This is a genomic window from Streptomyces sp. NPDC002490 (assembly GCF_040296045.1).
GTDB lineage: Bacteria > Actinomycetota > Actinomycetes > Streptomycetales > Streptomycetaceae > Streptomyces.
On the sequence record NZ_JBEOWM010000036.1, the window covers coordinates 40983 to 64525 of the forward strand.

The following is a 23543-nucleotide window of genomic DNA, read 5'->3' on the forward strand; positions in this document are numbered from 1 at the left end:
GAGAACGTGACGCACGACCACCACGGGCCGGAACTGCTGCCGACGCCCGCCCAGACCGAGGCCGCCCTCAACCCGCCCGCCGGCCGCCGCGGCGCCGACCTGGTCCTGGAGACCCTCGACTGCCTCGGCGCCACCACCGTCTTCGGCGTCCCCGGCCGCGACACCCTCGCCCTGTACGACGCCCTGCGCCGCAGCCACCTCCCCTACGTGGGCCTGCGCACCGCGAGCGGCGCCGCCTTCGCCGCCGACGCCTACGGCCGCCGCACCGGCGAGGCCGCCCCGCTGCTGCTGCCCACCGGCCCCGCCGCCCTCGCCGCGCTGCCCGCGCTCCAGGAAGCCGCCGAGGCCTCCGCCCCGGTGATCACCGTCGTCTCCCAGGTCCCCGCCGCCGGCCTCGGCGGCGCCCGCCACGGCCACCTCCACGAACTCCGCGACCAGCAGGCGTCGTTCCGCGACGTGGTGAAGTCGGTGCACACCGCCCGCACCCCCGCGCAGATCCCCTCCGCCGTCGCCGCCGCCTGGCAGTCCGCACTGACCGTGCCGCACGGCCCCGTCCTGGTCGAGATCCCCCGCGACGTCCTCGCCGAGCCCACCGTCATCCCCGTCGTCACCAGCCTGGACGCCATGCCCGAGGACGTGGTGCCCCGCCCCGAACTCACCGCCGTCGCCGCCGAGTGGCTGTCCACCGCCGACCGCCCCGCGATCATCGCCGGCGGCGGAGTGATCCGCTCCGACGCGACCGGCAAACTCCGCGCCCTCGCCGAGAAGCTGACCGCCCCCGTCGTCACCACCGTGGGCGGCCACGGCGCCTTCCCCCGACACCACCCCCTCTCCCTCCGCTCCCACCTCACCGCCCGCCCCGTCCTCGACCTCCTCGAAGACGCCGACGTCCTCCTCGTCGTCGGCTCCGGTCTCGGCGAACTCACCACCGGAGGAGGCGGGTTCCACCCCCGCGGCCGGATCGTCCAGATCGAGGCCGACCCCGGCAAACTGGAGTCCCACCACCCCGCCCTCGGCATCCACGCCGACGCCCGCCTCGCCCTCGACGCCCTCCTGGACACGGTCCGCCCCCGGCCGGACGACACCGCCGCCGCTTCTGCCCAGGCTTCCGACCGCGTCCGCGAGGCCCTCGCCGCTGTCGCCCGGAGCCGTGCCGGGAACTTTGCCCACCCCTCCAAACCGGCCCCGGAAGAGGCCCTGTTGGACGCCGTCCGCAGGGCCCTGCCGGACGCCGCCCCCTCCTTCTGGGACCTGACCGTCCTCACCGGATGGGCCTGGTCCGCCTTCGACGCCCGCCGCCCCAACACCCTGCACTCCGCGCAGGGCGCCGGCGCCCCGGGCTACGCCCTGCCCGCCGCCATCGGCGCCGCCGTCGCCGACCCCTCGTACCCGGTCCTCGCCGTCTCCGGCGACGGCGGCGCCCTCCACTCCGTCGCCGAGCTGGCCACCGCCCGCCAGTACGGCCTGGACCTCACCTGGCTGATCGTCGACGACTCCGGCCACGGCTACCTCCGCCACCAACTCGCCGACCGCTACGCTGGCCCCGTCGCCGCCGCCCCGTTGGACGCCCCCGGGCCCGACCTCGTCGCCCTCGCCGCCTCGTTCGGGGTCACGGCTGCTTCGGCCAGCCCGGAGACCCTGGGCACCGTGTTGGGGGAGGCCCTGGGCGCCGCCGGACCTTCGGTGGTGGTGCTGCGGGTGGGGGCGGGGGAGTTGGGGGTGTTGTAGGTCGGGTGCATGGGGTGGGTGGCGTCGGGTGCGGGTTTGGCCCCGTGCCCGGCCCCGAGGCCCAGCCCCGCGGGGTGCGGGGATCACGGGTCGGGCGCGGCGTGCGGCGACGCGCTGGGCGTCCCGTACGAGGGGCCACCCCCGCTTGGTGCTTACGTGCGGGGAACATCCGGCGTGGTTGGCGCGACCGTAGCCGACGAGGGGGTCATCCCCGCATCGCGGGGAGCACGCGAACCACATGGCGCCGGATTTGTCGCCGTCGGGGCCAGCCCCGCGCGTGCGGGGAACACGTGAGGAGCGCGGCGCTGATGCCGAGGGCTCCGGGACCACCCCCGCGCGTGCGGGGACCACTCCTCCAGGCTCGGGTCGTACACCAGCGCGTCGGGACCACCCCCGCGCGTGCGGGGAACACGAGGCTCCACAGGGTGGGTTGATGGTCGGCGAGGGACCACCCCCGCGCGTGCGGGGAACACGCCGGCGGACGCAGTGGAGGGGTGGAGCCCGTCGGGACCACCCCCGCGCGTGCGGGGAACACTCATTCCTGTCGGAGGCGCCGCGCTGTGCGCAGGGACCACCCCCGCGCGTGCGGGGAACACCGTTTCTCGATCGCGTACAGCGTGGTGCGCCAGGGACCACCCCCGCGCGTGCGGGGAACACTCCTTCGGCGGCTTGATCTGCCGCTTGAGCAGGGGACCACCCCCGCGCGTGCGGGGAACACGAGAGCGGCGCACCGGACGCCGCGGCGAGCGCGGGACCACCCCCGCGCGTGCGGGGAACACCGCCCAGATCAACGCATCCGGCATCCGGGCGAGGGACCACCCCCGCGCGTGCGGGGAACACGTCCCCCTCTAGGCTTCAAGGCTCTGTCTCATGGGACCACCCCCGCGCGTGCGGGGAACACGAGAAGGTGGCTCGGGGAGATCGGGCGGCCTCGGGACCACCCCCGCGCGTGCGGGGAACACATGGCCGGCACCCTCCCGGGCACCGACGCCTGGGGACCACCCCCGCGCGTGCGGGGAACACCCCCGAATCCGGGGCGCATCACGATCAATCAAGGGACCACCCCCGCGCGTGCGGGGAACACATGCTCGATGACGCCACCCGGTGAGGCTCCCCGGGACCACCCCCGCGCGTGCGGGGAACACGACCTCGACAGCTTCGACGTGAAGTCGTTGGGGGGACCACCCCCGCGCGTGCGGGGAACACCCGCCCCGCACAGGAGGACCCGGTGTGCTGAAGGGACCACCCCCGCGCGTGCGGGGAACACGGACAACAACGCGAAGGCGGGCGCCGCGTCGGGACCACCCCCGCGCGTGCGGGGAACACTTGAGGACGACCGGGATGCAGTTCTCGCGGAGGGGACCACCCCCGCGCGTGCGGGGAACACCCAACACCCTGTAGGAGGGGTCATGGTGCAGCCGGGACCACCCCCGCGCGTGCGGGGAACACCCTTCGTGACCTGCGACGTTAGTTGACCAGAGGGCTGTTTTCATTGAGAACTTGAAAACCCGGCATATCGCCTAATCCTGCCCTCCTGCCCTTCTGTCTGTCGGCCCTGACTCTGGCGACTCTAGACCGTTCTGTCACTCCAGTTGAGTGGTGTCCCCGGCGGGTGGCCTTGGTGCCCGCGATGAGGGTGGTGAACACGGCCGTAAGGGAAGGCGAGGGCGTGCCCGCTCGGTGCATATTCGTCAGAGTGACATGAATCTGCCCCAACCTGGCCCCCGACCAGGCCCGCTCTGCAATGCTGGGGACTGATTCGAGAGGGGCCTCAGCGATGCAGTGGAAGATCCACGGTGAACGTCCGATCTACGAGAACCCATGGGTCAACCTGTGGTTGACCGATGTGGAACAGCCGGACGGGCACCGATGGGAGTACCACGTCGTCAAGCTCCGGCACCTGGCCGTGGCGGCCGTGATCAACGACGAGCTCGAGATCCTGATGATGTGGCGGCACCGCTTCATCACGGACTCGTGGGCGTGGGAACTGCCCATGGGCCTGGTCGAGGATGGCGAGAGCCCTGCTGCTGCCGCTGCTCGTGAGGTTCTGGAAGAGACGGGCTGGCGGCCCGGACCGATGAAGCCGTTGATCTACGCGGAGCCGGCCAACGGGATCACGGACTCTCAACACCACGTGTTCCGTGCCGATGGGGCCGCCTACGACGGTCCCCCCACCGAGAAGAACGAATCCGACCGGATCGAATGGATCCCGCTGGCAGACGTCCGGGGCATGATCGACCGCCGCGAGATCGTGAGCAGTGGCTCGCTCGTCGGCCTCTTGTACGTTCTCATGGACGAGGCGATCCGCTGACCCGAGTTGGAAGGAGAGCCCGTAGCCGTGACTCGAAGACCAGGGCTACGGGCTCCCGGCGGCACGGGGCCAGTTCGTCGTAGAAACTCGCGTAGGTGCCCGGCCACACGCTCCGAGGCGACCGAGGCGGCGGGCTCCAACGCGTCCGTCGCCGTCTGGCATGCCTGATTCAGCTTGCCGAGGCTGAGCGAATCAGAACGCGTGGACCGCGCGTTCTCGCTCAGGCCGCGTGGGCGGCGGTGTGGCTGCCCAGTATCGCGTGGGCGAACGAACGCCTCCCACAGCGGAAGCATCCACAGCGCACGCGGGTGGAAAAGCGGTGCGGGGACACGCCTCTCCGGACGTGGACTCTTGCGCCGTTTCGGGTGGTGCACGGTCTGGCGATGCTCAAGCGGAGCCGATTGCCTCGGCCTTGATGCCCGTCACGAAGGATGTGAACGCATGGGTTGGGAGGGCGAGTACGGGGCCGTTCGGGTTCTTGGAGTCGCGGAGGGGGATGAGGCCGTGGGTGGCGGCGTATGCGGGTGCCCATTCGACGCAGGAACCGCCGTTATTGCTGTAGGAGGACTTGACCCAGTGGTGGGCAGAGGGGGTGAGGTTCACGGGTGCCCTTTCGTCGTGGTCGTGGTCGTGGTCGTGTGGGGTGTTGGGCGGTACGGGTACGGGCCTCACCGTGCTGGACACGGTGAGGCCCGTTGGGTCGCATCGGGGTGTGGTCGGTCGGGGGTGCTCAGGCCGAGGCGAGTTCTTCGGCCTTGATGCCCGTCACGAAGGATGTGAACGCAAGGGTTGGGAGGGCGAGTACGGGGCCGTTCGGGTTCTTGGAGTCGCGGACCGGAACGGTGCCGTGGTCGGCGGCGTGTGCGGGTGCCCATTCGACGCAGGTGCCACCGTTGTTGCTGTAGGAGGACTTGACCCAGTGGTACGTGGCTAGGTTGGAGGTCACGGGTTCTCCTTCGTGTCGGTGGGCTTGGGCTAGCGAGCGGTACGGGTACGGGCCTCACCGTGCAGGGCGTGGTGAGGCCCGTTGGGTCGCTTCGGGCTGCGGCCTGGTCCGGTGGTACTCAGACCGAACCGAGTCCCTCGGCCTTGATGCCCGCTACGAAGGAAGAGAACGCCTGGGCGGGGAAGGCGAGAACGGGGCCGCCGGGGTTCTTGGAGTCGCGCACCGGGACGAGGCCGTGGAGGGTGGCGTGGTTGGGTGCCCATTCGACGCAGGTGCCTCCGTTGTCGCTGTAGGAGGACTTGACCCAGCGGGGAGCGGGGGAGGCGGTGGTCACGTGATGCCCTTTCTGAGTTGCTCGATCATGGCGACGGACTCTGCCTGAGAGGGGGACTCTGTCTGGAGCAAATGGTAGTTCCTCACGCGAGGGAGCACAGAGGACAGTTCCCGGTCCAACTGGCCCTGTGCTTGCGACTCAAGGTAGGAGACCACGGAACGGTCAGGGAGCGTGAGCAGGTTCACTGGCCGGTTGAACGGCCGTCGTGCCCCCAGTGTGTACGGAGCGATCTGTAGCGAAGTGTGTGGCAGTCTGGCGAACTTGATCAGGTGCGCGAATTGGTCACGCATGACTGCTGGGTCGTCCCCAATGGGACGTCGAAGACAGCTCTCGTCCAGGACCGCGAAGATCAGCGGCGGTGGGGTCCGGTCCAGTGCCTGCTGGCGCTTTATCAGGTACTCGACGCGTTCGGCGGCCTTCTCGGGTGTGATGTCCTTTCGCTCCACGGCGGCATCGGCAAGCACTTGCGCGTACGCCCGCGTCTGGAGCAGCCCAGGGATCACTCCCACCTCGAACAGACGGATCTCGGCGGCTCGTTCCTCCAACTCCAAGTACTCGGGGAAGCCCTCCAGTAGCGCCCCGAACTTGATTTCCCGCCACTGGCGTTCGAATGACTCTTCGGTGCCAGCGAGCCCGAAGTGCATGTCGATCTTTCGCACGAACCGCAAAGTAGCCATTTTCCGACCAGTTTCGGTGTGCGACAGCTGGGTTGGCGAGTAGCCGAGCTTCTGTGCCAGCTCCTTCTGCTTGAGGCCGAGATCCAGGCGCTTCTGGCGCAGGCGGGCGCCCAACGCCGCCTGCGGGCTCTCGTCCGGGTTCAGGTCCTTGATGTTCGCCATGTGCGTCCGCCCAATTTATTTGCTGTCGTTCCAAGTTGAACTGATCCCTGCCGTGGTCCACGCTGAGGGCTCTTGGTAGTGAACCAGCTACGGAGAGGAAGCGCCCTGTGTTCAAAGGTGAACTAGGCGTGGGAGACCTCGCGTTCGACACTCGAAAGGGTGTTGTCGGAGTGGTTATGGACCGAATCGGGGCTCAGTACTACCTCCGCCCGCCGCACGGCGGTGTCGAGTGGGAGGTGCCCCCGGACCAGGTCCGTCCGGCGCTCGCTTCGGACCGGCTGCGGCCCGTGGTCGCCGAGCTGAACGCCTGGAGTCGACGGAGCGCGCCATGGGGGTGACCAGGCGTTTCCGTCACGTCGAGTGGACGCTGAAGCGGATGGACGCCAAGGCGTGGGCCCACATCCAGTGCGTCTCGGGTGAACCGCGCTGCGGGGCCGTTCCGCCGGGCCGGCCGGGCAACCGGAGCCCCGAGGGCGTGTTGGCGTGGACCGAGGAACACTTTCGGGTGACGGGGCATCGTCGGTATGACCGCGTGCTCTTCGACCGGGTCCAGTGGGACCCGCCCGAGGACCTCGACCCCCACTCGCTCCCCGGCGTCAGCACGTGAACCGCCTTCCTGCGTCCGCACGTTCCGGCAACGCGCCGCAACAGCCGCCCGCCACCCGTCACTCGTGTCACGTCACTCGCATCGGCAGGGAGCCATGACCGACCGCACACCCACCGGCCCCGGGCCGGGCATCGACCAACTCCGCGCCACCCTGGACTCCTTGGGTACTCGCCCCGGTGCCCTCAGCCGTCCCCGTGTCCGAGAACTGATCGGCGCGGCCGTCCCGTTGGTGTGGGGAGAGCTGAAGGCCGCCGGAGCCTGGGACAAGCTCATCCCGACCGACCGGGCGGCGCTGTACTGGACCCTGGCCGTGAGCCACCACCTCCACCTCGACCTGTCCCCGATCGCCGACGACGAGGACCGAGCCGTCGGCGAACTGGTCCGGGACTGCGCTTACTTCGCCGTCCACTGCGAGCCTCGCCGGGTCCACCGCTGGCCCGAGGCCGAAGGGCGTCGCGAACAGCGCGAGGCCGCACTCCACCAGCTGGCCTGGCTCCACGACCTCCACCCCACCTGGCGCGCCGAGGTCTTCCACACCCTTCACACCGTTCCCCGCCCGACCCCCGAACCCGACCGAACCGCCGCCGCCACCGACTCCGCACCGCACCCCGCAACGGGCCCGGGCCGCCCGGACTGGGTCGAACCCTCCTGCGTGTGGGACGCCCTGGCCGACGCCCAACGCCGAGCCGTCCACGAGGCCCCACCACCGCCCGACCGCCCGGAGGGCTGGCTGGGCAGGGACGCCGCCCGACGGTTCGCCGCGCTCCCCGAAGGCTGGCAGGCCGAGGCCCTGCGCCGTATCGGCCGGGGAGACCCGGCCCGCCGCACCGTCAGCGAAGCGACCGAAGCCATGAACACCCTCCCCCGCTTCGGCATCGCCCTGCGCCCCGCACCCCCGCCCTGACCGCCCGCCCGCCCGCCCGCGGTGCCCGAGTCCCCCCACCTGCCCCGCTGAAGCCCCGCCCGGCAGGGGGCGGCACCCCCCCGCCTCCTCCCGCAAACCGAAAGCGCCCGGTGCACCGCGCCAACGGTCCACCGGGCTCGCCGAACCAGCTTGCCTAGGAGCTGCCCGACGTATGCGTGAGCGTATCTCCCGTGCCCTCGTACGGGTGTTGGACGTCCTGCCGTTGGCCCGTCGCCGCCGTCGCCGCCGTCGCCCCGGCCGTCACACCGCCGCCCACCTCGTACCCCGAGCCCCGTTGCCGCCCACCGTCATCTGCACCGCCCGCCTCCCCGTCCCGCCCCACGTCCTCGCCCGCACCGCCCCGTCCCCCTGGGGCCACCGCGTCCCGCCCTACCTCGGCGACTGGATCGCCCAACAGGAAGCCGAGTGGGCCACCGAGGACCCCGTCCCCGACCGACTCCCCGCATGACTCCCGAAGCCCTCACCGCCACCGAACCCGCCCACCACGAAGCCACCTGCTGTGCCTGTCACCGGCCGACCCTCGCGCCCCTCCCCGTCCGCGTCCCCCGACAGTCCGGCTCGGGGGCCAGGACCATAGACGCCTGCCCCCACTGCGCCCTCACCCTGACCCCCGCCCCCATCCCCGACGAACTCGACGCGGCGGGAGTCCACGGGCCGTGGACCGTCCCCGCCCCGCGCCGCCCGGAATCCGGTGGCCCGAGGGGGAGCGGCCGTCAAGGACCGCGGGATGCGTGACGTACGACTGTCCGACGGGGATCAGCGCCCTGTCTCTACTGCACCCGGGCGATGCGGAAGCCCGCTTCGCGGGTGAGGACGAGCAACTCGTCCGCTGGCTCACCGGCGGCCCGAGCACCGGGGAGGGCGTCGAGGGCTCCGGCGGGGAAGTACGCGGCCCCCGCCCGTCAGCTCATCCACGGGCCGGCCACGTCGTCGGGCGGTGACAGCGCGGCGAACAGTCGGAACTCCACGAAGCGTCAGCGGTCGGAGCCGCTGGTCACACCCCTGCGAAGGCCGTAGACGGCGGCCCCGAGGGCGAGGACGGCGGTGCCGGAGACGACGGTGGCTAGGGGAAGGGCGAAGGCGAGGGCCGCGCAGCCGGCCATGCCGAGGAGGGGGACGAGCCGGTTCGGCCGGCGTTCTGCCGGGGTGAGGGTCCAGGCGGAGGCGTTGGCGACCGCGTAGTAGGCCAGCACCCCGAAGGAGGAGAAGCCGATCGCGCCACGGACATCGGTGGTCGCGGCGAGCACGGCGACCACCGCACCGACGAGCAGTTCGGCTCGGTGCGGGACACCGAACCGGGGGTGGACAGCGGCCAGCGCGTGCGGCAGGTGCCGGTCCCGGGCCATGGCCAGGGTGGTGCGGGAGACCCCGAGGATCAGCGCGAGCAGCGAACCGAGCGCGGCGACGGCGGCACCCGCGCGGACGATCGGCACCAGCCAGTCGGCGCCCGCGGTCCGGGCGACGTCCGACAACGGTGCGGTGGCGTCCGCCAACACATCCGGGCCCAGCACCCTCACGACGGCGATCGCGACGAGGACGTAGACGACGAGGGTGATGCCGAGCGCGATCGGGATGGCGCGGGGGATGGTGCGCGCCGGGTCGCGGACCTCCTCGCCGAGCGTGGCGATGCGGGCGTATCCGGCGAAAGCGAAGAACAGCAGGCCCGCCGCCTGGAGCACGCCGCCGACGGTGGCGTCCGAGCCCGTGTCCCATCGGGTGGCGTCCGTGTCAGCCGAGGTCAGGGAGGTGACCACCACCGCGGCGAGCACGGCCAGGACGACCGCGACGATGACGCGGGTGAGGAGTGCGGACTTCTGCACCCCGGCGTAGTTGACCGCGGTCAGCGCCACCACGGCGGCCACCGCTACCGCGTGCGCTTGGCCTGGCCATACGTACGAGCCGACCGTGAGCGCCATCGCCGCGCAGGAGGCGGTCTTGCCGACGACGAACGCCCAGCCGGCCAGGTAGCCCCAGAAGTCGCCCAGACGCTCCCGGCCGTACACATACGTGCCACCGGACCGGGGATAGAGGGCGGCCAGCCGCGCCGAAGACGTCGCGTTGCAGTAGGCCACGACCGCGGCCAGGGCCAGAGCGAGCAACAGCCCGGAACCGGCGGCCCCGGCTGCCGGGCCGAGCGCGGCGAAGATCCCAGCCCCGATCATGGAACCCAGGCCGATCACCACCGCGTCGAACAGCCCCAGGCGACGCTTCATGGAGCCCTCACCCGTCGGCGCTCCCACCGTGTTCATCCCTCGCCCCTTCCCGGCACCCGTCGTCGACCTCGGCGCACGGTAGCGGAGCAAGACGTCCGGACGGGGGCGAGAGCATCGCCGCCGGCCAGCGACCGAGGGCGCGTTTCACCATGGGAGGCGTACGCATGGAGTACGCCTTCGCCGGACGGGCCCCGTGGACTCATGACGGAAACCAGGTGGGGTGTTCGGTGAGGGCCGAGGACGGTGTGCGTCGGCGAACGGGCGGGGCGCCCGCGACGGTCTTGCGGGGCCCGGCACCCGCTCCTGAGGGCGGCGGGCCCGTCGCTCCGGCCGACACCCCTGCTCGTGATCTTCACATCTGTGCAGATGAAGGGGAGGGGAGGAGGCGGGTTGCCAGGAGGAAGACGCGTGAGCGATCGTTGCCCCGAGAAAGCAATTCCGACTGAGTTGGTGAGGTGAGGGATTCGCCCAGCGGATCCTCGATTCTTGGTCTCCACCCGAGCGCAGACTGTCGCGGACACGGATCCGGACTTCCCGTGGGGTCGTGCCCCCTACCCGGTCCTGGTGGCTGACGCGGCGGGCCTCGTCGTGGAGTGCAACGACGCGGCGCGGGCGCTTCTGCCCGCGGCCCGACCGTCGTGCCGCCTGGCCGACGTGGCGCCGAACTGGCTGGCCACGGCCCACCGGGCGATCCACCCGGGCGGCCCGCTGGCCGCACGGGACTCGGACGGGCCGCTGTCCGGTGCGATCGAAGCGCGCCGGTTCGAGGCGCACCCCAGCGTGCGGGACGACGGCACGGTGGCGTGGTGGCTGGTGGATGACACGGATCACCAGCTTGCCCGCGAGGCCCTGCACATGGAGCGGAAGCGGACCGCGTTCCTCTCGACGGCGTCCAGCACTCTCCTTTCCTCACTCAACCTGGGTCGCTGCATGGACGTAACCGCGCAGCTGGCCGCAGAGAACCTGGCCGACGCGGCCCTGGTCATCGCGCCGGCCCGCGGCCGTCGGCTTCCGGTGGTGACGTGTCTACGGGGCGACGTGCCCGTTTCCTCGCAGGAAACCGGCGACCCGGACGAGGTGCCCGGCCTCGGTGAAGCCCTGCGCGGGTTTCCGCCGGTGCCGTCCCGGTGGATCGACCCCGCTGCCGCCCCTGCCTGGATGATTCCCGAAGGCTTCGGCCCCGTCGGGGCGATGGTGATCACTCCGCTGCCCGGGCACGGCGTTCCGGCCGGTGCGCTGGTGATGCTGCGCGGTGAAGGCAGTGCCGCCTTCACCGAAGAGGAAGAGGTCTTCGCCCGCCTGTTCGCCGCGCGTTCGGGGGCGGCGATGTCGGCGGCCCGCCTGTACGCGGAGCAGACGGCCATCACCGAGGTGCTCATGCGGGAGCTGCTACCCCCGGCCCTGCAACAGATCTCCGGCGTGGACTTCGCCGGAAGCTACCGGACCTCGGCCGACCACGAACGCATAGGCGGGGACTTCTACGACGTGCACCCGGCCGCCGTGGAGGGGGAGCCCTCGCTGGTCACGCTGGGCGATGTGTGCGGAAAGGGACTGGAAGCCGCCGTCCTCACCGGCAAGATCCGCAACACCCTGCACGCCCTGCTCCCCCTGGCCGACGACCACCAGCGGATGCTCACCCTTCTCAACACCGCACTGCTCAACTCCCACCACACCCGGTTCGCGACACTGGTGCTCGCCTCCGCCGTCCGCCGGGGCCAGGAGGTCCAGGTACGGCTGACCAGCGCCGGCCATCCGAACCCGCTGGTCATCCGCGCGGACGGCACGGTCCACACCGCCGACACCCACGGAACCCTCGTCGGGGTCCTGCCGGACGTCCCCGCCCGCACCGTCGCGGTCACGCTCGCCCCCGGCGAGACCTGCATCCTCTACACCGACGGCATCACCGAGGCCAAGGGCGGCCCCCTGGGCGACGCCCTCTTCGGTGAGGAACGCCTCCGCCGCGCCCTCGCCGGATGCGCCGGGATGCCCGCCGAGGGCATCGTGGAACACGTCCAGATGCTCGTATCCCAGTGGCTCGGCAACCGTCGCCACGACGACATGGCCGTCGTCGCGATCTCCGCGCCCCGCGCCCCTCATCCGAGCGCGGTGGACGGCCCCACCGGGGGCAGGTCCACCGCATGAGCACCCCCACCCCGCCCAGCACACCCGACGGTGAGCGGGTACGGGAACTGGCCGGCGAGCTGTGGACGGCCGTGGCGGACGGCGACGAGTACACGGCCACCGGCATCGTCCTGCGTGCCCTGGACGACGGCATCGACCCCGAATCCGTCCTCCTGGACGTGATCGCCGCGGTCCAGGGCACCGTCGGCGAGGAATGGGCCGCCAACCGCATCAGCGTCGCGCAGGAGCACGCCGCGACCTCCATCAACGAACGCGCCGTCACCGCGCTCGCCCAGCACTCCGCCGCCCGCACCCCTGCCCACCGGGGACGGATCACGGTGGCCTGCGTGGACGGTGAGTGGCACGCTCTGCCCGCCCGCTTGGTGGCCGAGGTGCTGAAGCTGCGCGGCTGGGAGGTCGACTACCTCGGCGCCCCGGTTCCCTCCCCGCACCTCATCTCCCACCTGCACACCACGAAGGCCGACGCGGTCGCCCTGTCCAGTTCGATCGCCACCCGCCTGCCCACGGCGCACGCAACGATCACCGCCTGCCAGTCGGTGGGCGTTCCCGTCCTGGTCGGCGGCGCCGCGTTCGGAGCCGACGGCCGCTACGCGAAACTGCTGGGCGCCCAGGCGTGGGCCCCGGACGCCCGTTCCGCGGCCGACCGGCTCGCCGAGGCGCCACTGGCGCGCCCGCAGGCCGACCACCGGCAGACCGACGACCTGCCGCACCTGGCCGACCAGGAGTACACGATGGTCGCCCGCAGCGCTGACGCCCTGGTGCGGACCGTCTTCTCCGGTCTCCAGGACGCCCGTCCCGCCCTGCTCGCCGCCGACGAGACGCAGCGCGAACGCACGGCGGAGGACCTCGCACACATCGTGGAGTTCCTCGCCACCGCCCTCTACCTCGACGAGGACGACCTCTTCACCCACTTCGTCACCTGGACCGCCCGGATCCTCCGGGCCCGAGGAGTGCCCGGACGGTTCCTTCCGCTCGCGCTGGACCTCCTCGCACACGAGCTCAGGGACTTCCCCCGGGCCTCCCGCATCCTTCGGCACGGCCTCGAAGCCCTGACCGCGGACCGCGCCACCGCTGGAACGCACGCATGACGCAGCCCCCCGCCCTGTGCCTGACCACCATCGACACCGCGGACACCGTTCGCATGGAGATCACCGGGGACCTCGACTACGACACAGCCGACCTCCTCCTGGACGAGGTCACCCGCGAGCTTTCAGCCCGGCCCGGCCTGAAGGAGCTCCATCTGCACTGCGCCGCGATCGGCGCCGTCGACTCCATGGGCCTGTCGATCCTGTTGATGATCGGCCGCCAAGCCGCCGCAGCCGGAGTGCTTCTCCACCTGGATGACCGGCCCGCGACACTGAATCGGCTCCTCGACATCACCGGCACGCTCGACTACTTCACGGTGACGCCTCCTTCCGGCGCCGCGACGCACCCCCCGACGACCACAGAGGAAGCACAGGCAGCCCGCACCCCGGTGGCCCGCCCCGGCGGCCCTGACAGCGCCGTCTGAGCTCCGCCCCGCCGGCCGCTGACGTCTTGGCCGCGCCGGTGCCCCCGCGCGCGGAGTGCGTTCTTCCCGGACTTCCTGGGCCCCCGCGTGCGGGGAACACAAGAACACCGCGACGACCGACATCACCAGCCAGGGACCACCCCCGCACGTGCGGGGAACACGTGCCGAAGTGGCTCGACGCCTTCGCGGCTGGGGGACCACCCCCGCGCGTGCGGGGACCACGTCGGGCGGCCCCGGGGCGACGACCTTGCGCCGGGACCACCCCCGCGCGTGCGGGGACCACCGCGGCACGCGGGCGGACGACTACCTGTGCCGGGGACCACCCCCGCGCGTGCGGGGACCACCTCGCTCCCCAAGTCGCCCTGGCCACCCACAAGGGACCACCCCCGCGCGTGCGGGGACCACCCACGCGGAACGCGCTGCCCGCACGTGCTCACGGGACCACCCCCGCGCGTGCGGGGACCACTTCGGGCACTCCCAGCCCTGCCCGCCGGGGTCGGGACCACCCCCGCGCGTGCGGGGACCACCCTCCCTCTTCAGCCACCACTGCGGCGATTCCGGGACCACCCCCGCGCGTGCGGGGACCACCCTTCGTGACCTGCGACGTTAGTCGACCAATAGGCCGTTTTCCTTGAGAACTTGAAACTCCGGCCAACTGGTCAAATCCCTGCCAAGGTACCCGAAGCAGGTGCAGGTCTCGCTTCTCCTCATCCAGTGCAGTCAACGCCACCCCACCAATGACCACTTGCTCTCGGGGAAACGTCCGGCCCCCAGCAGACGTTCCCCTGACCTGGGCAGGACCAGACGTTTGACCAAGCTCATCCCGTCCCACCCCACCGCCCCCCAACTCACCGCAGTATCCCGACCACATGGCCCTCCGGGATCACCGTGGCCCCCCGGGTGGTGATCCCGGAGGCGGAGCCGTGGAGGCGGAGGGAGCCGGTGGTGCCGGTGACGTGGAGGTCGGCGCGGCCGTCGTGGCCGTGGTCGGCCAGGCGCACGGTGTTGCCGAAGGCGTCGCCGGTGGTGACGGGGCCGGGGACGCCGGGGGTGGCGCGGTCGAGGTACTGGGTGGCGCGGGCGGTGAGGCCGGAGCGGTGGCCGCGCAGGACGTGCACGGAGCCGGCGTCGGCCTTGGTACCGAGGTCCTCGCCGGGGACGCCCACGGCGAGGTCGGCGCGGCCGTCGCGGTCGACGTCTCCGGCGGCGAGGGAGGCGCCGAAGCGGTCGCCCGACTCGGGGGTGCCGCTGACGCCCGCGGTGGCCTGGTCGATGCGGCGGTGGGCGGTCGGGCCCTTGGCGCCGCCGCGCCACACCGTCACGTAGCCCTTGCCGCGGTTGGCGAGAGGCGTGCCGATGGCGATGTCCCCGTAGCCGTCCTTGTCGAAGTCGGCGACGACGCCCGAGCCCATCTCGTCCTCGACGACGTCGAGGGGGATGGACCGGCCCTGGACGAGTTCGGTGGCGCCGCCGCGGAAGAAGCGGGCGTGGCCGGTGAGGCGGCTGTTGCGGGGGACGGCGCCGAGGACGACCAGGTCCGTCGCGCGGTCCTTGGTGACCTTGCCGGCGATGAGGTTGGACGCGTAGAAGTGGCCGCGGTCGACGAGCACGGGCCGCACGGCGATCGCCCCGCGCGCGTAGGTGCCCTGGAAGACGAACGCGTTGCTGGACTCGACGGCGGCGAGTTCCACGTCGCCGTCGCCGTCGAAGTCGCCGGTGGCGAGGTCGCTCCCGAACATGTTCCACGCCTGGTACCCGGCGGAGGGCACGGAGGTGCCGCCCGCGAGTCCCCGGGGCGAGCCCCACAGGATCACGACCGCGCCGCGTCTGTCCTGGCCGTTGATGGCTTCGCCGATCGAGGAGACGGCGAGGTCGCCGTAGCCGTCGCCGTTGAAGTCGGCGGGGGAGAGGACGCCGCCGAACTCGTCGCCGGGCTCGTCGGCTCCGGGCACTCCGGGGCTGTGCTGGCCGAGGTGCACGGTGGTGCTGCCGGGTCCGCGGGAGGTGCCGTAGGTGACGGCGACCCGGCCGCCCCCGTCGTGCGGGTGGCCCACGGCGTAGTCCCGGTGGCCGTCGCCGTTGAAGTCGTCGGGGAGCACGGTGCGTGCGGCGGCCGGGGAGGCGGGCGTCGCCCGGGCCGGTGACACCAGGAGGCTGCTGGTGAGGGCGGTGACGGCGGCGGTCGCCAGGGCGAGGCGGAGGGGCGTGCGCATGGTGTCGACTCCCGGTGGTGTGGGCGGCGGACGGGACGGGCGGTGTCACCGGCCGGTGGGTTCACGGTGACGACCACGGCCACGGCCGCAGCGGCGGTGAACGCGACGGTGGCGCTGAGGCACTCAGAAGGACACCCGGAGTAGCGGGAGGGTTGTACTGCCTTCGTCCGCAGGGGGGTTGGGGCCGGGTCGGGCGCCGGCCCGGCGGTCACAGGAGCCCCGGGAGGCGCGGAACGTCACGGGTTCGGACACGTTTGTATGACACGTGCAACCGTGCGGATGGGTGAACGGTCAACAGTGCGCAAGGCCGTAGCGGGGGTGGGGGAGTCACGCCCGCGCGGAGCGCCGGCGCCGCCCGATGTGGTGTGCGCCGGCGCACACCACATCACCGGGATCACGGGGAAGTAGGGGAACGATCATGGGGGTTCGGGGGATGCGCGGCTTCGTCGCGGGCACCGTCGTGGCGGCGGTCGTCGGGGGAGCGGTGGTAGGCGGGGCCGGCACCGCCGTCGCCGCGGCGCCGGTGGTGAAGTGCACCTCGGCGAAGGCGGGGTTGGCCGCGAAGCTGACGAAGGACATCGGGGCGGCGGTCAAGGGCCGCACCGGCACCATCGCGGTCGGAGTCCACGACCGCAAGACGAAGACCACCTGCGAACTGCGCGGCGGCACCTCGTACGACTCGGCCAGCGTCGTCAAGGTCACCGTCCTCGCGGCGCTGCTGTGGGAGTACAAGAAGACGAACCGGCACCTCACCGCACGGGAGAACGGCCTGGCCCGCGCGATGATCACCAAGTCCGACAACGCGGCCACCAGCACCTTCTGGAAGCAGCTCGGCCCCACCAAGGTGAAGGGCTTCCTGCGGGCAGCCGGGATGGCCAAGACGGTGCCGGGTCAGGGTCGTTACTGGGGGCTCACTCGTGTCAACATCAAGGACGAGCAGCGGTTGCTCTCCCTGATCACCGCGAAGAACTCCGTCCTCAGCGACGCCTCCCGGGCGTACCTGATGAAGCTGATGAACGAGGTGGTGCGCTCCCAGCGCTGGGGCACCCCGGCCGGGGCGCCCTCCGCGGCCAAGGCGTACCTCAAGAACGGGTGGCTGCCGCGCGAGGACGCCCACCGCTGGCGGGTGCACAGCGTCGGCGCGTTCCAGGGCGGCGGACGGGACTACCACCTGACCGTCCTCACCCACGGGAACCGGAGCATGGAGTACGGGGTGGAGAGCATCCAGCGGGTCGCGAAGGCCGTGCACAAGGACCTGGCCCCCAGCACCCCGGCGGCCCAGCGCTACGTTCCCACGACCGTGCCGCAGGAGGTCATCCCCGTCGTGCCGAGGTGAGGGCCGTGCCGAGGTGACGGCGCCGCTCGGCACGCGCCGCGCGCGCCGGGCAGGTGCGCCGCGCCCTCCCCCCGGCCCGTGCACGCCGACGCCGGGCGCCGGGCGCCGGGTCGCGCGCGCCCGGCGCCCGTGGCACGCTCCCCTTCCGGGCGTGCACCGTCCGTCCCGGGGCGCACACCCTCCGTGGTCGACGTGCGCCCCGTGCCCCCGCCGATTGTTGCGGAGGGATGAAATCCGGATCATCCGGCGTTCACATCTTCCGGTGGCACCGGTGCGAGGGCGGCCGGTCGGAACGGGAGGAACGGGTGTCAGTGTCGAAGGGGGAGAAACGCGGGGCGTCCGGTGAGGTGCCCACGGGCGGGTCGACGGACCGGCGGGACGGCGAGCCGCCGCGCCCCGCCGAGCAGCCGGGGACGACGGGGGCCACGGGTACGACGGGGGCGACCGCGTCCCCGGGCTCGGCGGCCTCCTGGAGCCGGCGGCTCGTCGGCTACGCCTGGCGCCACCCCAAGGACGTCGTCCTCGCCCTCGCCTCCTCCCTCGGCGGCATGGCCGTGATGGCCCTGGTGCCCCTGATCACCAAGGTGATCATCGACGACGTGGTCACCGACCGCACCCGCTCCATGGCCCTGTGGGCGGGGCTGCTGCTCGTCGCGGCCGTCGCCGTCTACGTCTTCACCTACGTGCGCCGCTACTACGGCGGACGCCTCGCGCTCGACGTCCAGCACGATCTGCGCACCGACATGTACGACACGCTCACCCGGCTCGACGGGCGGCGGCAGGACGAGCTGTCCACCGGGCAGGTCGTCGGCCGGGCCACCAGCGACCTCCAGCTGATCCAGGGCCTGCTGTTCATGCTGCCCATGACCATCGGGAACGTCCTGCTGTTCCTGATGTCCCTCGGCATCATGGCCTGGCTCTCCCCGCCGCTGACCCTGGTCGCCCTCGCCGTGGGGCCCGCCCTCTGGTTCATCGCCACCCGCAGCCGCCGCCGACTGCACCCCGCCACCTGGTACGCCCAGGCCCAGGCCGCCCAGGTGGCGTCCGTCGTCGACGGCGCCGTGTCGGGGGTCCGCGTCGTCAAGGGCTTCGGGCAGGAGGACCAGGAGACCGGCAAGCTCAGCGAGGTCAGCCGACGCCTCTTCGCCGGCCGGCTGCGCACCGTCCGCCTGAACGCCCGCTACACCCCCGCCCTCCAGGCCGTGCCCGCCCTGGGACAGGTCGCGATGCTCGCCCTCGGCGGCTGGCTCGCCGTCCGCGGACAGATCACCCTCGGCACCTTCGTCGCCTTCTCCGCCTACCTCGCCCAGCTCATCGGCCCGGTCCGGATGCTGGCCGTCGTCCTCACCGTGGGCCAGCAGGCCCGCGCCGGCGCCGAACGCGTCCTGGAACTCATCGACACCGAACCCGGCCTCACCGGCGGCGACCGCACCCTGCCCGCCGACGCCCCCGCCACCGTCGAGTTCGACGACGTCACCTTCGGCTACGACCCCGAACGCCCCGTCCTCGACGGCCTCAGCTTCGAGATCCGCGCCGGGGAGACCCTCGCCGTGGTCGGCGCCTCCGGCTCCGGCAAGTCCACCGTCGCCCAACTGCTGCCCCGCTTCTACGACGCCGACCGGGGCGCCGTCCTCGTCGGCGGCCACGACGTGCGCACCCTCACCCTCGACTCGCTGCGCGCCGCCATCGGCCTGGTCCCCGAGGACAGCTTCCTGTTCTCCGACACCGTCCGCGCCAACCTGGCCTACGGCCGGCCCGACGCCACCGACGAACAGATACGGGCGGCGGCCCGTGCCGCCCACGCCGACCGGTTCATCACCGAACTCCCCGAGGGGTACGACACCCAGGTCGGCGAACAGGGACTCACCCTCTCCGGCGGCCAACGCCAGCGCCTCGCTCTGGCCCGCGCCCTGCTCACCGACCCGCGGCTGCTCGTCCTCGACGACGCCACCTCCGCCGTCGACGCCCGGGTGGAACACGAGATCCACGAGGCGCTGCGCCAGGTCATGGCCGGCCGCACCACCCTGCTGATCGCCCACCGGCGCTCCACCCTGAACCTCGCCGACCGGATCGCCGTCCTGGACCACGGACGCCTCACCGACCTCGGCACCCACGAGGAACTCGTCGCCCGCTCCGCCCGGTACCGTCGACTGCTCACCGACCCCGACGAACTCGGCGGCGTCTCCCCCGGCCACGTGCCGGCGCACCCCGCGACCCTCGACGCCCGGACCCCGGACGGCGGGGCGCTGCGCGCCGAACTCGACGCCGAGTACGACGCCGAACGCGGCATCACCCCCCACCTGTGGACCGCCGACCGCCCCGCCGGGGACCCCCGGGAACGGGGGGACGACGGTCTCGCCGACGCCTCCGCCACCCCCGAACTCCTCGCCCAGGTGGCGGCGCTGCCCCCGGCCACCGACCGGCCCGGCGTCGACGAGGCGCACGCCGTGCTCCCCGAGGACTCCTACGGGCTGCGCCGGCTGCTGCGCGGCTTCCGGGCACCGCTCGCCCTCGCCCTCGCCCTGGTCGCCGTCGACGCGGGGATGGGGCTGCTGCTGCCGGTGCTGATCCGACACGGCATCGACTCCGGGGTCAGCGAGGCCGCCCTCGGCGCGGTGTGGGCGGCCTCGCTGCTCGGCCTGGTGGCCGTCGCCGTGCAGTGGATCGCCCAGAACGGCGGCATCCGCCTCACCGGCCGCACCGGCGAACGCATGCTGTACACGCTGCGGCTGAAGATCTTCGCCCAGCTCCAGCGGCTCGGCCTCGACTACTACGAGCGCGAGCTGACCGGGCGGATCATGACCCGGATGACGACCGACGTCGACGCGCTGTCCACCTTCCTCCAGACCGGGCTGGTCACCGCGTTCGTCTCCGTCGTCACCTTCTTCGGCATCATGGTCGCCCTCGTCGTCATCGACGTGCAGCTCGCCCTGGTCGTCTTCGCCACGCTGCCGCTGCTCGTCGTGGGCACCTACTTCTTCCGCAAGCAGAGCGTGAAGGCGTACGAACTCGCCCGCGAACGCGTGTCGGTGGTCAACTCCGACCTCCAGGAGACCGTGGCCGGACTGCGGGTGGTGCAGGCGTTCCGCCGGGAGGACCACGGCCGGCAGCGGTTCGCCGGCCGCAGCGCCGACTACCGGGCCGCCCGCATCCGCGGCCAGTGGCTGATCTCGATCTACTTCCCGTTCGTCCAGTTCCTGGCCTCCGGAGCGGCCATCGCGGTGCTGATCGTCGGCGCCGCCCGGGTCGACGCGGCCACCCTCACCACCGGTGCGCTCGTCGCCTACCTGCTCTACATCGACCTGTTCTTCGCCCCCGTCCAGCAGCTCTCGCAGGTCTTCGACGGCTACCAGCAGGCCACCGTCTCCCTCGGCCGCATCCAGGAGCTCCTGCGGGAACCCACCTCCACCCGGCCCGCCGCCGACCCCCGCCCGGTGCCTTCGCTGCGCGGGGACATCGCCTTCGAGGACGTGCGCTTCGCCTACGGCACCGACCCGTCCGCCGCCGCCCCGGCCGCCGAGGCCGCGCTGACCGACGTGGCGCTGCGCATCCCCGCCGGGCAGACCGTCGCGTTCGTCGGGGAGACCGGTGCCGGGAAGTCCACCCTGGTGAAGCTGGTCGCCCGGTTCTACGACCCCACCGCCGGCCGGGTCACCGTCGACGGCACCGACCTGCGCACCCTCGACCTCACCGCCTACCGCCACCGCCTCGGCGTCGTCCCGCAGGAGGCGTACCTGTTCCCCGGGACGGTCCGGGACGCCATCGCCTACGGCCGCCCCGACGCCACCGACGCCGAGGTCGAGGCCGCGGCCCGGGCGGTCGGCGCCCACGGGATGATCGCCACCCTCGACGACGGCTACCTCCACCAGGTCGCCGAACGGGGCCGCAACCTCTCCGCGGGGCAGCGCCAACTCATCGCCCTGGCCCGGGCCGAACTCGTCGACCCGGACATCCTGCTCCTCGACGAGGCCACCGCCGCCCTCGACCTGGCCACCGAGGCCCAGGTCAACCAGGCCACCGACCGGCTCGTCGGCCGCCGCACCACCCTCGTCGTCGCCCACCGGCTCACCACCGCCGCCCGCGCCGACCGGGTGGTCCTCATGGACCACGGGCGGGTCGCCGAGGACGGCACCCACGCCGAACTCCTCGCCCACGACGGCCGGTACGCACGGCTGTGGCGCACCTTCGTCGGGGAGGCCGACGCACCGGCGCCCCGACCGGGCGACGAGGACACCGGGGAGGCCGCGCCAACGGTGCGCGCCGGCTGATTCCACGAACCCGCCTCCCCGCCAACGCCCCTCGTTGCACGGGGTGTTGACGGGAAGGCGGGTGGCCGGTGTCCGGTTGCGGGACTGCCGCAACCGGCGGGGCCGCGACGGCGTCCCTCCCACCGGAAGCCGGGGCACGGGGCCGGGGCGCGTCAGGAGGCTCGACGTGAGGGGTGGGCACGTACGTCCGCGACGACACGCCCGGTACGTGGCACTGCTCACCGCGGTCGTGACGATCGCTGCCCTGCTCACCGCCGTGGGACCGGCCGCCACCCCGGCCGAAGCCGCCACGGCCGCCGCCTCCCGGTGCGCCGGTCGTCCGGTCCGCACCCTCCCCCTGACCGGTGGGCACGTCATCGTCCACAAGAACGTGCGCTGGGTGTGCGTGGTCACCGTCGCCCACCGTTCCGGCCCCCGGCGGTTCATGGCGGTCGGCGTCCAGGTCCGCGGCAGTCGCCAGGTGGCCAAGGAGGGCTACCACAGCAGGCGCAGCGCCTCCGTCACCGTCCACGCCGGTCAACGCTGCGTACGGGTGAGCGGCACCATCGGCCTCCACGAACGGCGCAGCGGATGGATCCTGTGCTGACCGCGCTCGGCCGGACGCCCCACCACTGCACCACCATCGCCTCCGCGTTCGAGTGAACCCCGCCGGGTCGGCCCCGCCGCGCACCCCAACGGGCCCGGGGCGGTCGTAGCGTGCGACCGTCCCCCGACCCGGCCGAAGGCGGTCCGTCATGGAAGCCACCGAACTGCTGCCCGCGATCACCGTCCTCATGCTGGTCACGGTGGAGTTCGGCGGGCATGCGCTGCTCGGCTTCATCACCACCCGGCACGGCACGCTCACCCCGCTGCGCGAACGCTTCTTCCGCGCCGGCCACGCCCACGCCGGGGTGCTGCTGATCCTGTCGCTGGCCTACTTCCTCTACCTGCCGCGCGCCGAGTTCTCCTCCGGCGTCGACTGGCTGTTCGGCATCCTCCTGCTGGTGGGGGTGCTCGCCCAGTCCGGCGGCTTCTTCCTGCACCTCGCCTTCGGCACCGAAGGACGCTCGTCCGCGGGCACCCACACCACCCGGCTCGGCGCGCTGCTCATCGCCGCCGCGCTCATCGCCCTCGGCGTCGGACTCCTCCAGAACCTGTGAACCACCGGACGGGCGCCGCGGTCAGATCGCCCGGAAGAGGTCCGCGGCGGCGTGCACATCGGTGAAGTCCTCGACGGTGCGCAGGTTGTCGCACAGGGACTCCAGCACCGAGCCGGCCTCGGCGGCCCGCGGGGCGCCGACCGCCACCCCGAACACCCGGAAGCCCAAGCGGTCCTTGGCCTCGTTCCACTCGCGCATCCACTCCTCGCTGACCCCGCAGTCGTCATCGGTGAGCAGCACGATGTCCCCGCGCCGGCGGGCGGCGTCCGCGAACTCCTCCGCCAACAACTCCCCGGCCGCCGACAGCGGACTCTGGTAACTGGTGCCGCCACCGAGGAAGGTCTCGGCGAAGTCCAGGACCCGATCGATCTCGGCGGGCCGGTCCGCCGGGAAGCGGTGCACCCGCAGCCGGCCGGCCGCGGAGAACAGGATGCCGACGAAGTCCCGCCCCGCGTGCCGGGCCTGGTCCAACAGGGCCAGGGCACACGCCTTGGCCCACGCCTCCCGGGTGATCCCGCCGGGCCCCGCCGCGTACATGGAGTGCGAGGTGTCGACGCAGGCGATGACGGCGCCCCGGCCCGTGCTCTGCTCACCCCGGCTGTCGTAGAGCATCAACTCCCCGGCGGCGTAGCGGGCCGCGAACACCGCCCGCAACTCCGGCAGCCCCAACTGGGCCAGCTCCGACGGGAGCACCCGGGACAGGTCGTCGCCGAGGGTCACCCCGACCAGCTCACCGGTGGTGTCCACCACCTTGCGGGCGCGTTCACCACTCGCCATCCGCCGGAACCGTCCGATCAGTTCGGCCCACTGGGCCAGTCGCCCGGTGCGCAACCGCTCGGCGAGCCGCGCCCGCCGGTCGAACGGCAACCGCTCCAGGGCGGCCGGGCCGACGCCCCAGGTCCGCATCAGCGCCGCCTCCTTGCGCACCGTCCGGGCCGCCCGGGCCGCCGCGCTCCGGGCGGCCGCCCGGATGCCGGGAGCCGCCGCCCGCAGGGCCTGCGCCGCGTCCCGGGCGGCCCGCCGGGCCGCGGC

At 72.6% G+C, this 23543-nt stretch carries 20 protein-coding genes, 1 pseudogene and 2 CRISPR repeat arrays; of the genes and pseudogenes, 13 read left to right on the forward strand and 8 right to left on the reverse strand.

Going from position 1 to position 23543, the window contains the following annotated elements:
• The first annotated feature begins 6 nt into the window (after positions 1-6).
• On the forward strand, positions 7-1728 hold the full coding sequence (locus ABT092_RS22220) for a thiamine pyrophosphate-binding protein (RefSeq protein ID WP_351246473.1): 1722 nt from the start codon (positions 7-9) through the stop codon (positions 1726-1728).
• 261 nt (positions 1729-1989) lie between these two features.
• A CRISPR array of direct repeats spans positions 1990-3177; the repeat unit is 29 nt; unit sequence GGGACCACCCCCGCGCGTGCGGGGAACAC.
• A 328-nt stretch (positions 3178-3505) separates the two neighbouring features.
• On the forward strand, positions 3506-4039 hold the full coding sequence (locus ABT092_RS22225) for an NUDIX hydrolase (protein WP_351246475.1): 534 nt from the start codon (positions 3506-3508) through the stop codon (positions 4037-4039).
• On the opposite strand, the pseudogene ABT092_RS22230 reads toward ABT092_RS22225, so the two are convergent.
• The 5 genes and pseudogenes from ABT092_RS22230 to ABT092_RS22250 form a co-directional block, all read right to left on the reverse strand.
• Positions 4017-4227, reverse strand: a pseudogene (locus ABT092_RS22230) (hypothetical protein); the annotation flags it as partial. The gene ABT092_RS22225 and the pseudogene ABT092_RS22230 sit on opposite strands and share 23 nt — an antisense overlap.
• A 199-nt stretch (positions 4228-4426) precedes the next feature.
• Positions 4427-4723, reverse strand: coding sequence for a DUF397 domain-containing protein (locus tag ABT092_RS22235; RefSeq protein WP_502968483.1), 297 nt, complete (start codon positions 4721-4723; stop codon positions 4427-4429).
• A 46-nt stretch (positions 4724-4769) separates the two neighbouring features.
• Positions 4770-4985: a DUF397 domain-containing protein gene (locus ABT092_RS22240; protein WP_351246479.1), complete on the reverse strand. Its 216-nt coding sequence runs from the start codon at positions 4983-4985 to the stop codon at positions 4770-4772.
• A 118-nt stretch (positions 4986-5103) separates the two neighbouring features.
• Positions 5104-5319, reverse strand: coding sequence for a DUF397 domain-containing protein (locus ABT092_RS22245; RefSeq protein ID WP_351246480.1), 216 nt, complete (start codon positions 5317-5319; stop codon positions 5104-5106).
• The gene (locus ABT092_RS22250) at positions 5316-6158 is read right to left on the reverse strand and encodes a helix-turn-helix domain-containing protein (protein ID WP_351246481.1); all 843 of its coding nucleotides are present in this window, start codon (positions 6156-6158) and stop codon (positions 5316-5318) included. Before ABT092_RS22250 ends, ABT092_RS22245 begins: the two co-directional genes overlap by 4 nt.
• A 328-nt stretch (positions 6159-6486) precedes the next feature.
• Here ABT092_RS22250 and ABT092_RS22255 point away from each other — a divergent pair, with 328 nt between their 5' ends.
• From ABT092_RS22255 to ABT092_RS22270, 4 genes are all read left to right on the forward strand, one after another.
• Positions 6487-6765: a DUF7848 domain-containing protein gene (locus ABT092_RS22255; protein WP_351246482.1), complete on the forward strand. Its 279-nt coding sequence runs from the start codon at positions 6487-6489 to the stop codon at positions 6763-6765.
• 94 nt (positions 6766-6859) lie between these two features.
• A complete protein-coding gene (locus ABT092_RS22260) occupies positions 6860-7669 on the forward strand; it encodes a hypothetical protein (RefSeq protein ID WP_351246483.1) in 810 nt (269 codons plus the stop codon).
• 172 nt (positions 7670-7841) lie between these two features.
• Positions 7842-8138 (forward strand): hypothetical protein, encoded by a 297-nt coding sequence (locus ABT092_RS22265; protein ID WP_351246485.1) that lies wholly within the window; start codon positions 7842-7844, stop codon positions 8136-8138.
• A 283-nt stretch (positions 8139-8421) separates the two neighbouring features.
• The gene (locus tag ABT092_RS22270) at positions 8422-8631 is read left to right on the forward strand and encodes a hypothetical protein (RefSeq protein ID WP_351246487.1); all 210 of its coding nucleotides are present in this window, start codon (positions 8422-8424) and stop codon (positions 8629-8631) included.
• Between the two features lie 33 nt (positions 8632-8664).
• Here the strand turns inward: ABT092_RS22270 and ABT092_RS22275 are convergent, their stop codons facing one another.
• Positions 8665-9939 carry an APC family permease gene (locus ABT092_RS22275; protein WP_351246489.1) on the reverse strand — a complete coding sequence of 425 codons (1275 nt, stop codon included), beginning with the start codon at positions 9937-9939 and terminating at the stop codon, positions 8665-8667.
• A gap of 528 nt (positions 9940-10467) precedes the next feature.
• Between ABT092_RS22275 and ABT092_RS22280 the strand changes: the two genes are divergently transcribed.
• The 3 genes from ABT092_RS22280 to ABT092_RS22290 are packed head-to-tail and all read left to right on the forward strand — an operon-like array spanning position 10468 to position 13555.
• Positions 10468-12045 carry a PP2C family protein-serine/threonine phosphatase gene (locus tag ABT092_RS22280; protein ID WP_351246491.1) on the forward strand — a complete coding sequence of 526 codons (1578 nt, stop codon included), beginning with the start codon at positions 10468-10470 and terminating at the stop codon, positions 12043-12045.
• A complete protein-coding gene (locus ABT092_RS22285) occupies positions 12042-13133 on the forward strand; it encodes a cobalamin B12-binding domain-containing protein (RefSeq protein ID WP_351246493.1) in 1092 nt (363 codons plus the stop codon). Before ABT092_RS22280 ends, ABT092_RS22285 begins: the two co-directional genes overlap by 4 nt.
• Positions 13130-13555, forward strand: a complete 426-nt coding sequence (locus tag ABT092_RS22290) for an STAS domain-containing protein (protein ID WP_351246495.1) — start codon at positions 13130-13132, stop codon at positions 13553-13555. The genes ABT092_RS22285 and ABT092_RS22290 overlap by 4 nt, the downstream gene beginning before the upstream one ends.
• 132 nt (positions 13556-13687) lie before the next feature.
• Positions 13688-14143: a CRISPR direct-repeat array (repeat unit 29 nt; unit sequence GGGACCACCCCCGCGCGTGCGGGGACCAC).
• A 260-nt stretch (positions 14144-14403) separates the two neighbouring features.
• On the opposite strand, the gene ABT092_RS22295 is transcribed toward ABT092_RS22290, so the two are convergent.
• On the reverse strand, positions 14404-15768 hold the full coding sequence (locus ABT092_RS22295; RefSeq protein WP_351246497.1) for an FG-GAP and VCBS repeat-containing protein: 1365 nt from the start codon (positions 15766-15768) through the stop codon (positions 14404-14406).
• A gap of 418 nt (positions 15769-16186) precedes the next feature.
• Here ABT092_RS22295 and ABT092_RS22300 point away from each other — a divergent pair, with 418 nt between their 5' ends.
• The 4 genes from ABT092_RS22300 (at position 16187) to ABT092_RS22315 (ending at position 22511) form a co-directional block, all read left to right on the forward strand.
• On the forward strand, positions 16187-17104 hold the full coding sequence (locus ABT092_RS22300) for a serine hydrolase (protein ID WP_351246499.1): 918 nt from the start codon (positions 16187-16189) through the stop codon (positions 17102-17104).
• A 311-nt stretch (positions 17105-17415) separates the two neighbouring features.
• Entirely contained in the window at positions 17416-21372 is a 3957-nt protein-coding gene (locus ABT092_RS22305; protein ID WP_351246501.1) for an ABC transporter ATP-binding protein, read from the forward strand.
• Positions 21373-21580: 208 nt separating this feature from the next.
• Positions 21581-21958: a hypothetical protein gene (locus ABT092_RS22310; protein ID WP_351246503.1), complete on the forward strand. Its 378-nt coding sequence runs from the start codon at positions 21581-21583 to the stop codon at positions 21956-21958.
• Between the two features lie 148 nt (positions 21959-22106).
• Positions 22107-22511 (forward strand): hypothetical protein, encoded by a 405-nt coding sequence (locus ABT092_RS22315; RefSeq protein WP_351246505.1) that lies wholly within the window; start codon positions 22107-22109, stop codon positions 22509-22511.
• Positions 22512-22532: 21 nt separating this feature from the next.
• Here ABT092_RS22315 and ABT092_RS22320 read toward each other — a convergent pair.
• Positions 22533-23543: VWA domain-containing protein (locus ABT092_RS22320; RefSeq protein ID WP_351246507.1), on the reverse strand; the 1011-nt coding region annotated here is incomplete at its 5' end.

What these genes read in the sequence shown, in the direction of transcription:
- ABT092_RS22300 (WP_351246499.1), top strand. Translation starts at nt 16,187, where the DNA reads ATGGGGGTTCGGGGGATGCGCGGCTTCGTCGCGGGCACCGTCGTGGCG.
- ABT092_RS22315 (WP_351246505.1), top strand. Translation starts at nt 22,107, where the DNA reads ATGGAAGCCACCGAACTGCTGCCCGCGATCACCGTCCTCATGCTGGTC.
- ABT092_RS22250 (WP_351246481.1), bottom strand. Translation starts at nt 6,158, where the DNA reads ATGGCGAACATCAAGGACCTGAACCCGGACGAGAGCCCGCAGGCGGCG.
- ABT092_RS22295 (WP_351246497.1), bottom strand. Translation starts at nt 15,768, where the DNA reads ATGCGCACGCCCCTCCGCCTCGCCCTGGCGACCGCCGCCGTCACCGCC.
- ABT092_RS22225 (WP_351246475.1), top strand. Translation starts at nt 3,506, where the DNA reads ATGCAGTGGAAGATCCACGGTGAACGTCCGATCTACGAGAACCCATGG.
- ABT092_RS22290 (WP_351246495.1), top strand. Translation starts at nt 13,130, where the DNA reads ATGACGCAGCCCCCCGCCCTGTGCCTGACCACCATCGACACCGCGGAC.
- ABT092_RS22285 (WP_351246493.1), top strand. Translation starts at nt 12,042, where the DNA reads ATGAGCACCCCCACCCCGCCCAGCACACCCGACGGTGAGCGGGTACGG.
- ABT092_RS22265 (WP_351246485.1), top strand. Translation starts at nt 7,842, where the DNA reads ATGCGTGAGCGTATCTCCCGTGCCCTCGTACGGGTGTTGGACGTCCTG.
- ABT092_RS22275 (WP_351246489.1), bottom strand. Translation starts at nt 9,939, where the DNA reads ATGAACACGGTGGGAGCGCCGACGGGTGAGGGCTCCATGAAGCGTCGC.
- ABT092_RS22255 (WP_351246482.1), top strand. Translation starts at nt 6,487, where the DNA reads ATGGGGGTGACCAGGCGTTTCCGTCACGTCGAGTGGACGCTGAAGCGG.
- ABT092_RS22260 (WP_351246483.1), top strand. Translation starts at nt 6,860, where the DNA reads ATGACCGACCGCACACCCACCGGCCCCGGGCCGGGCATCGACCAACTC.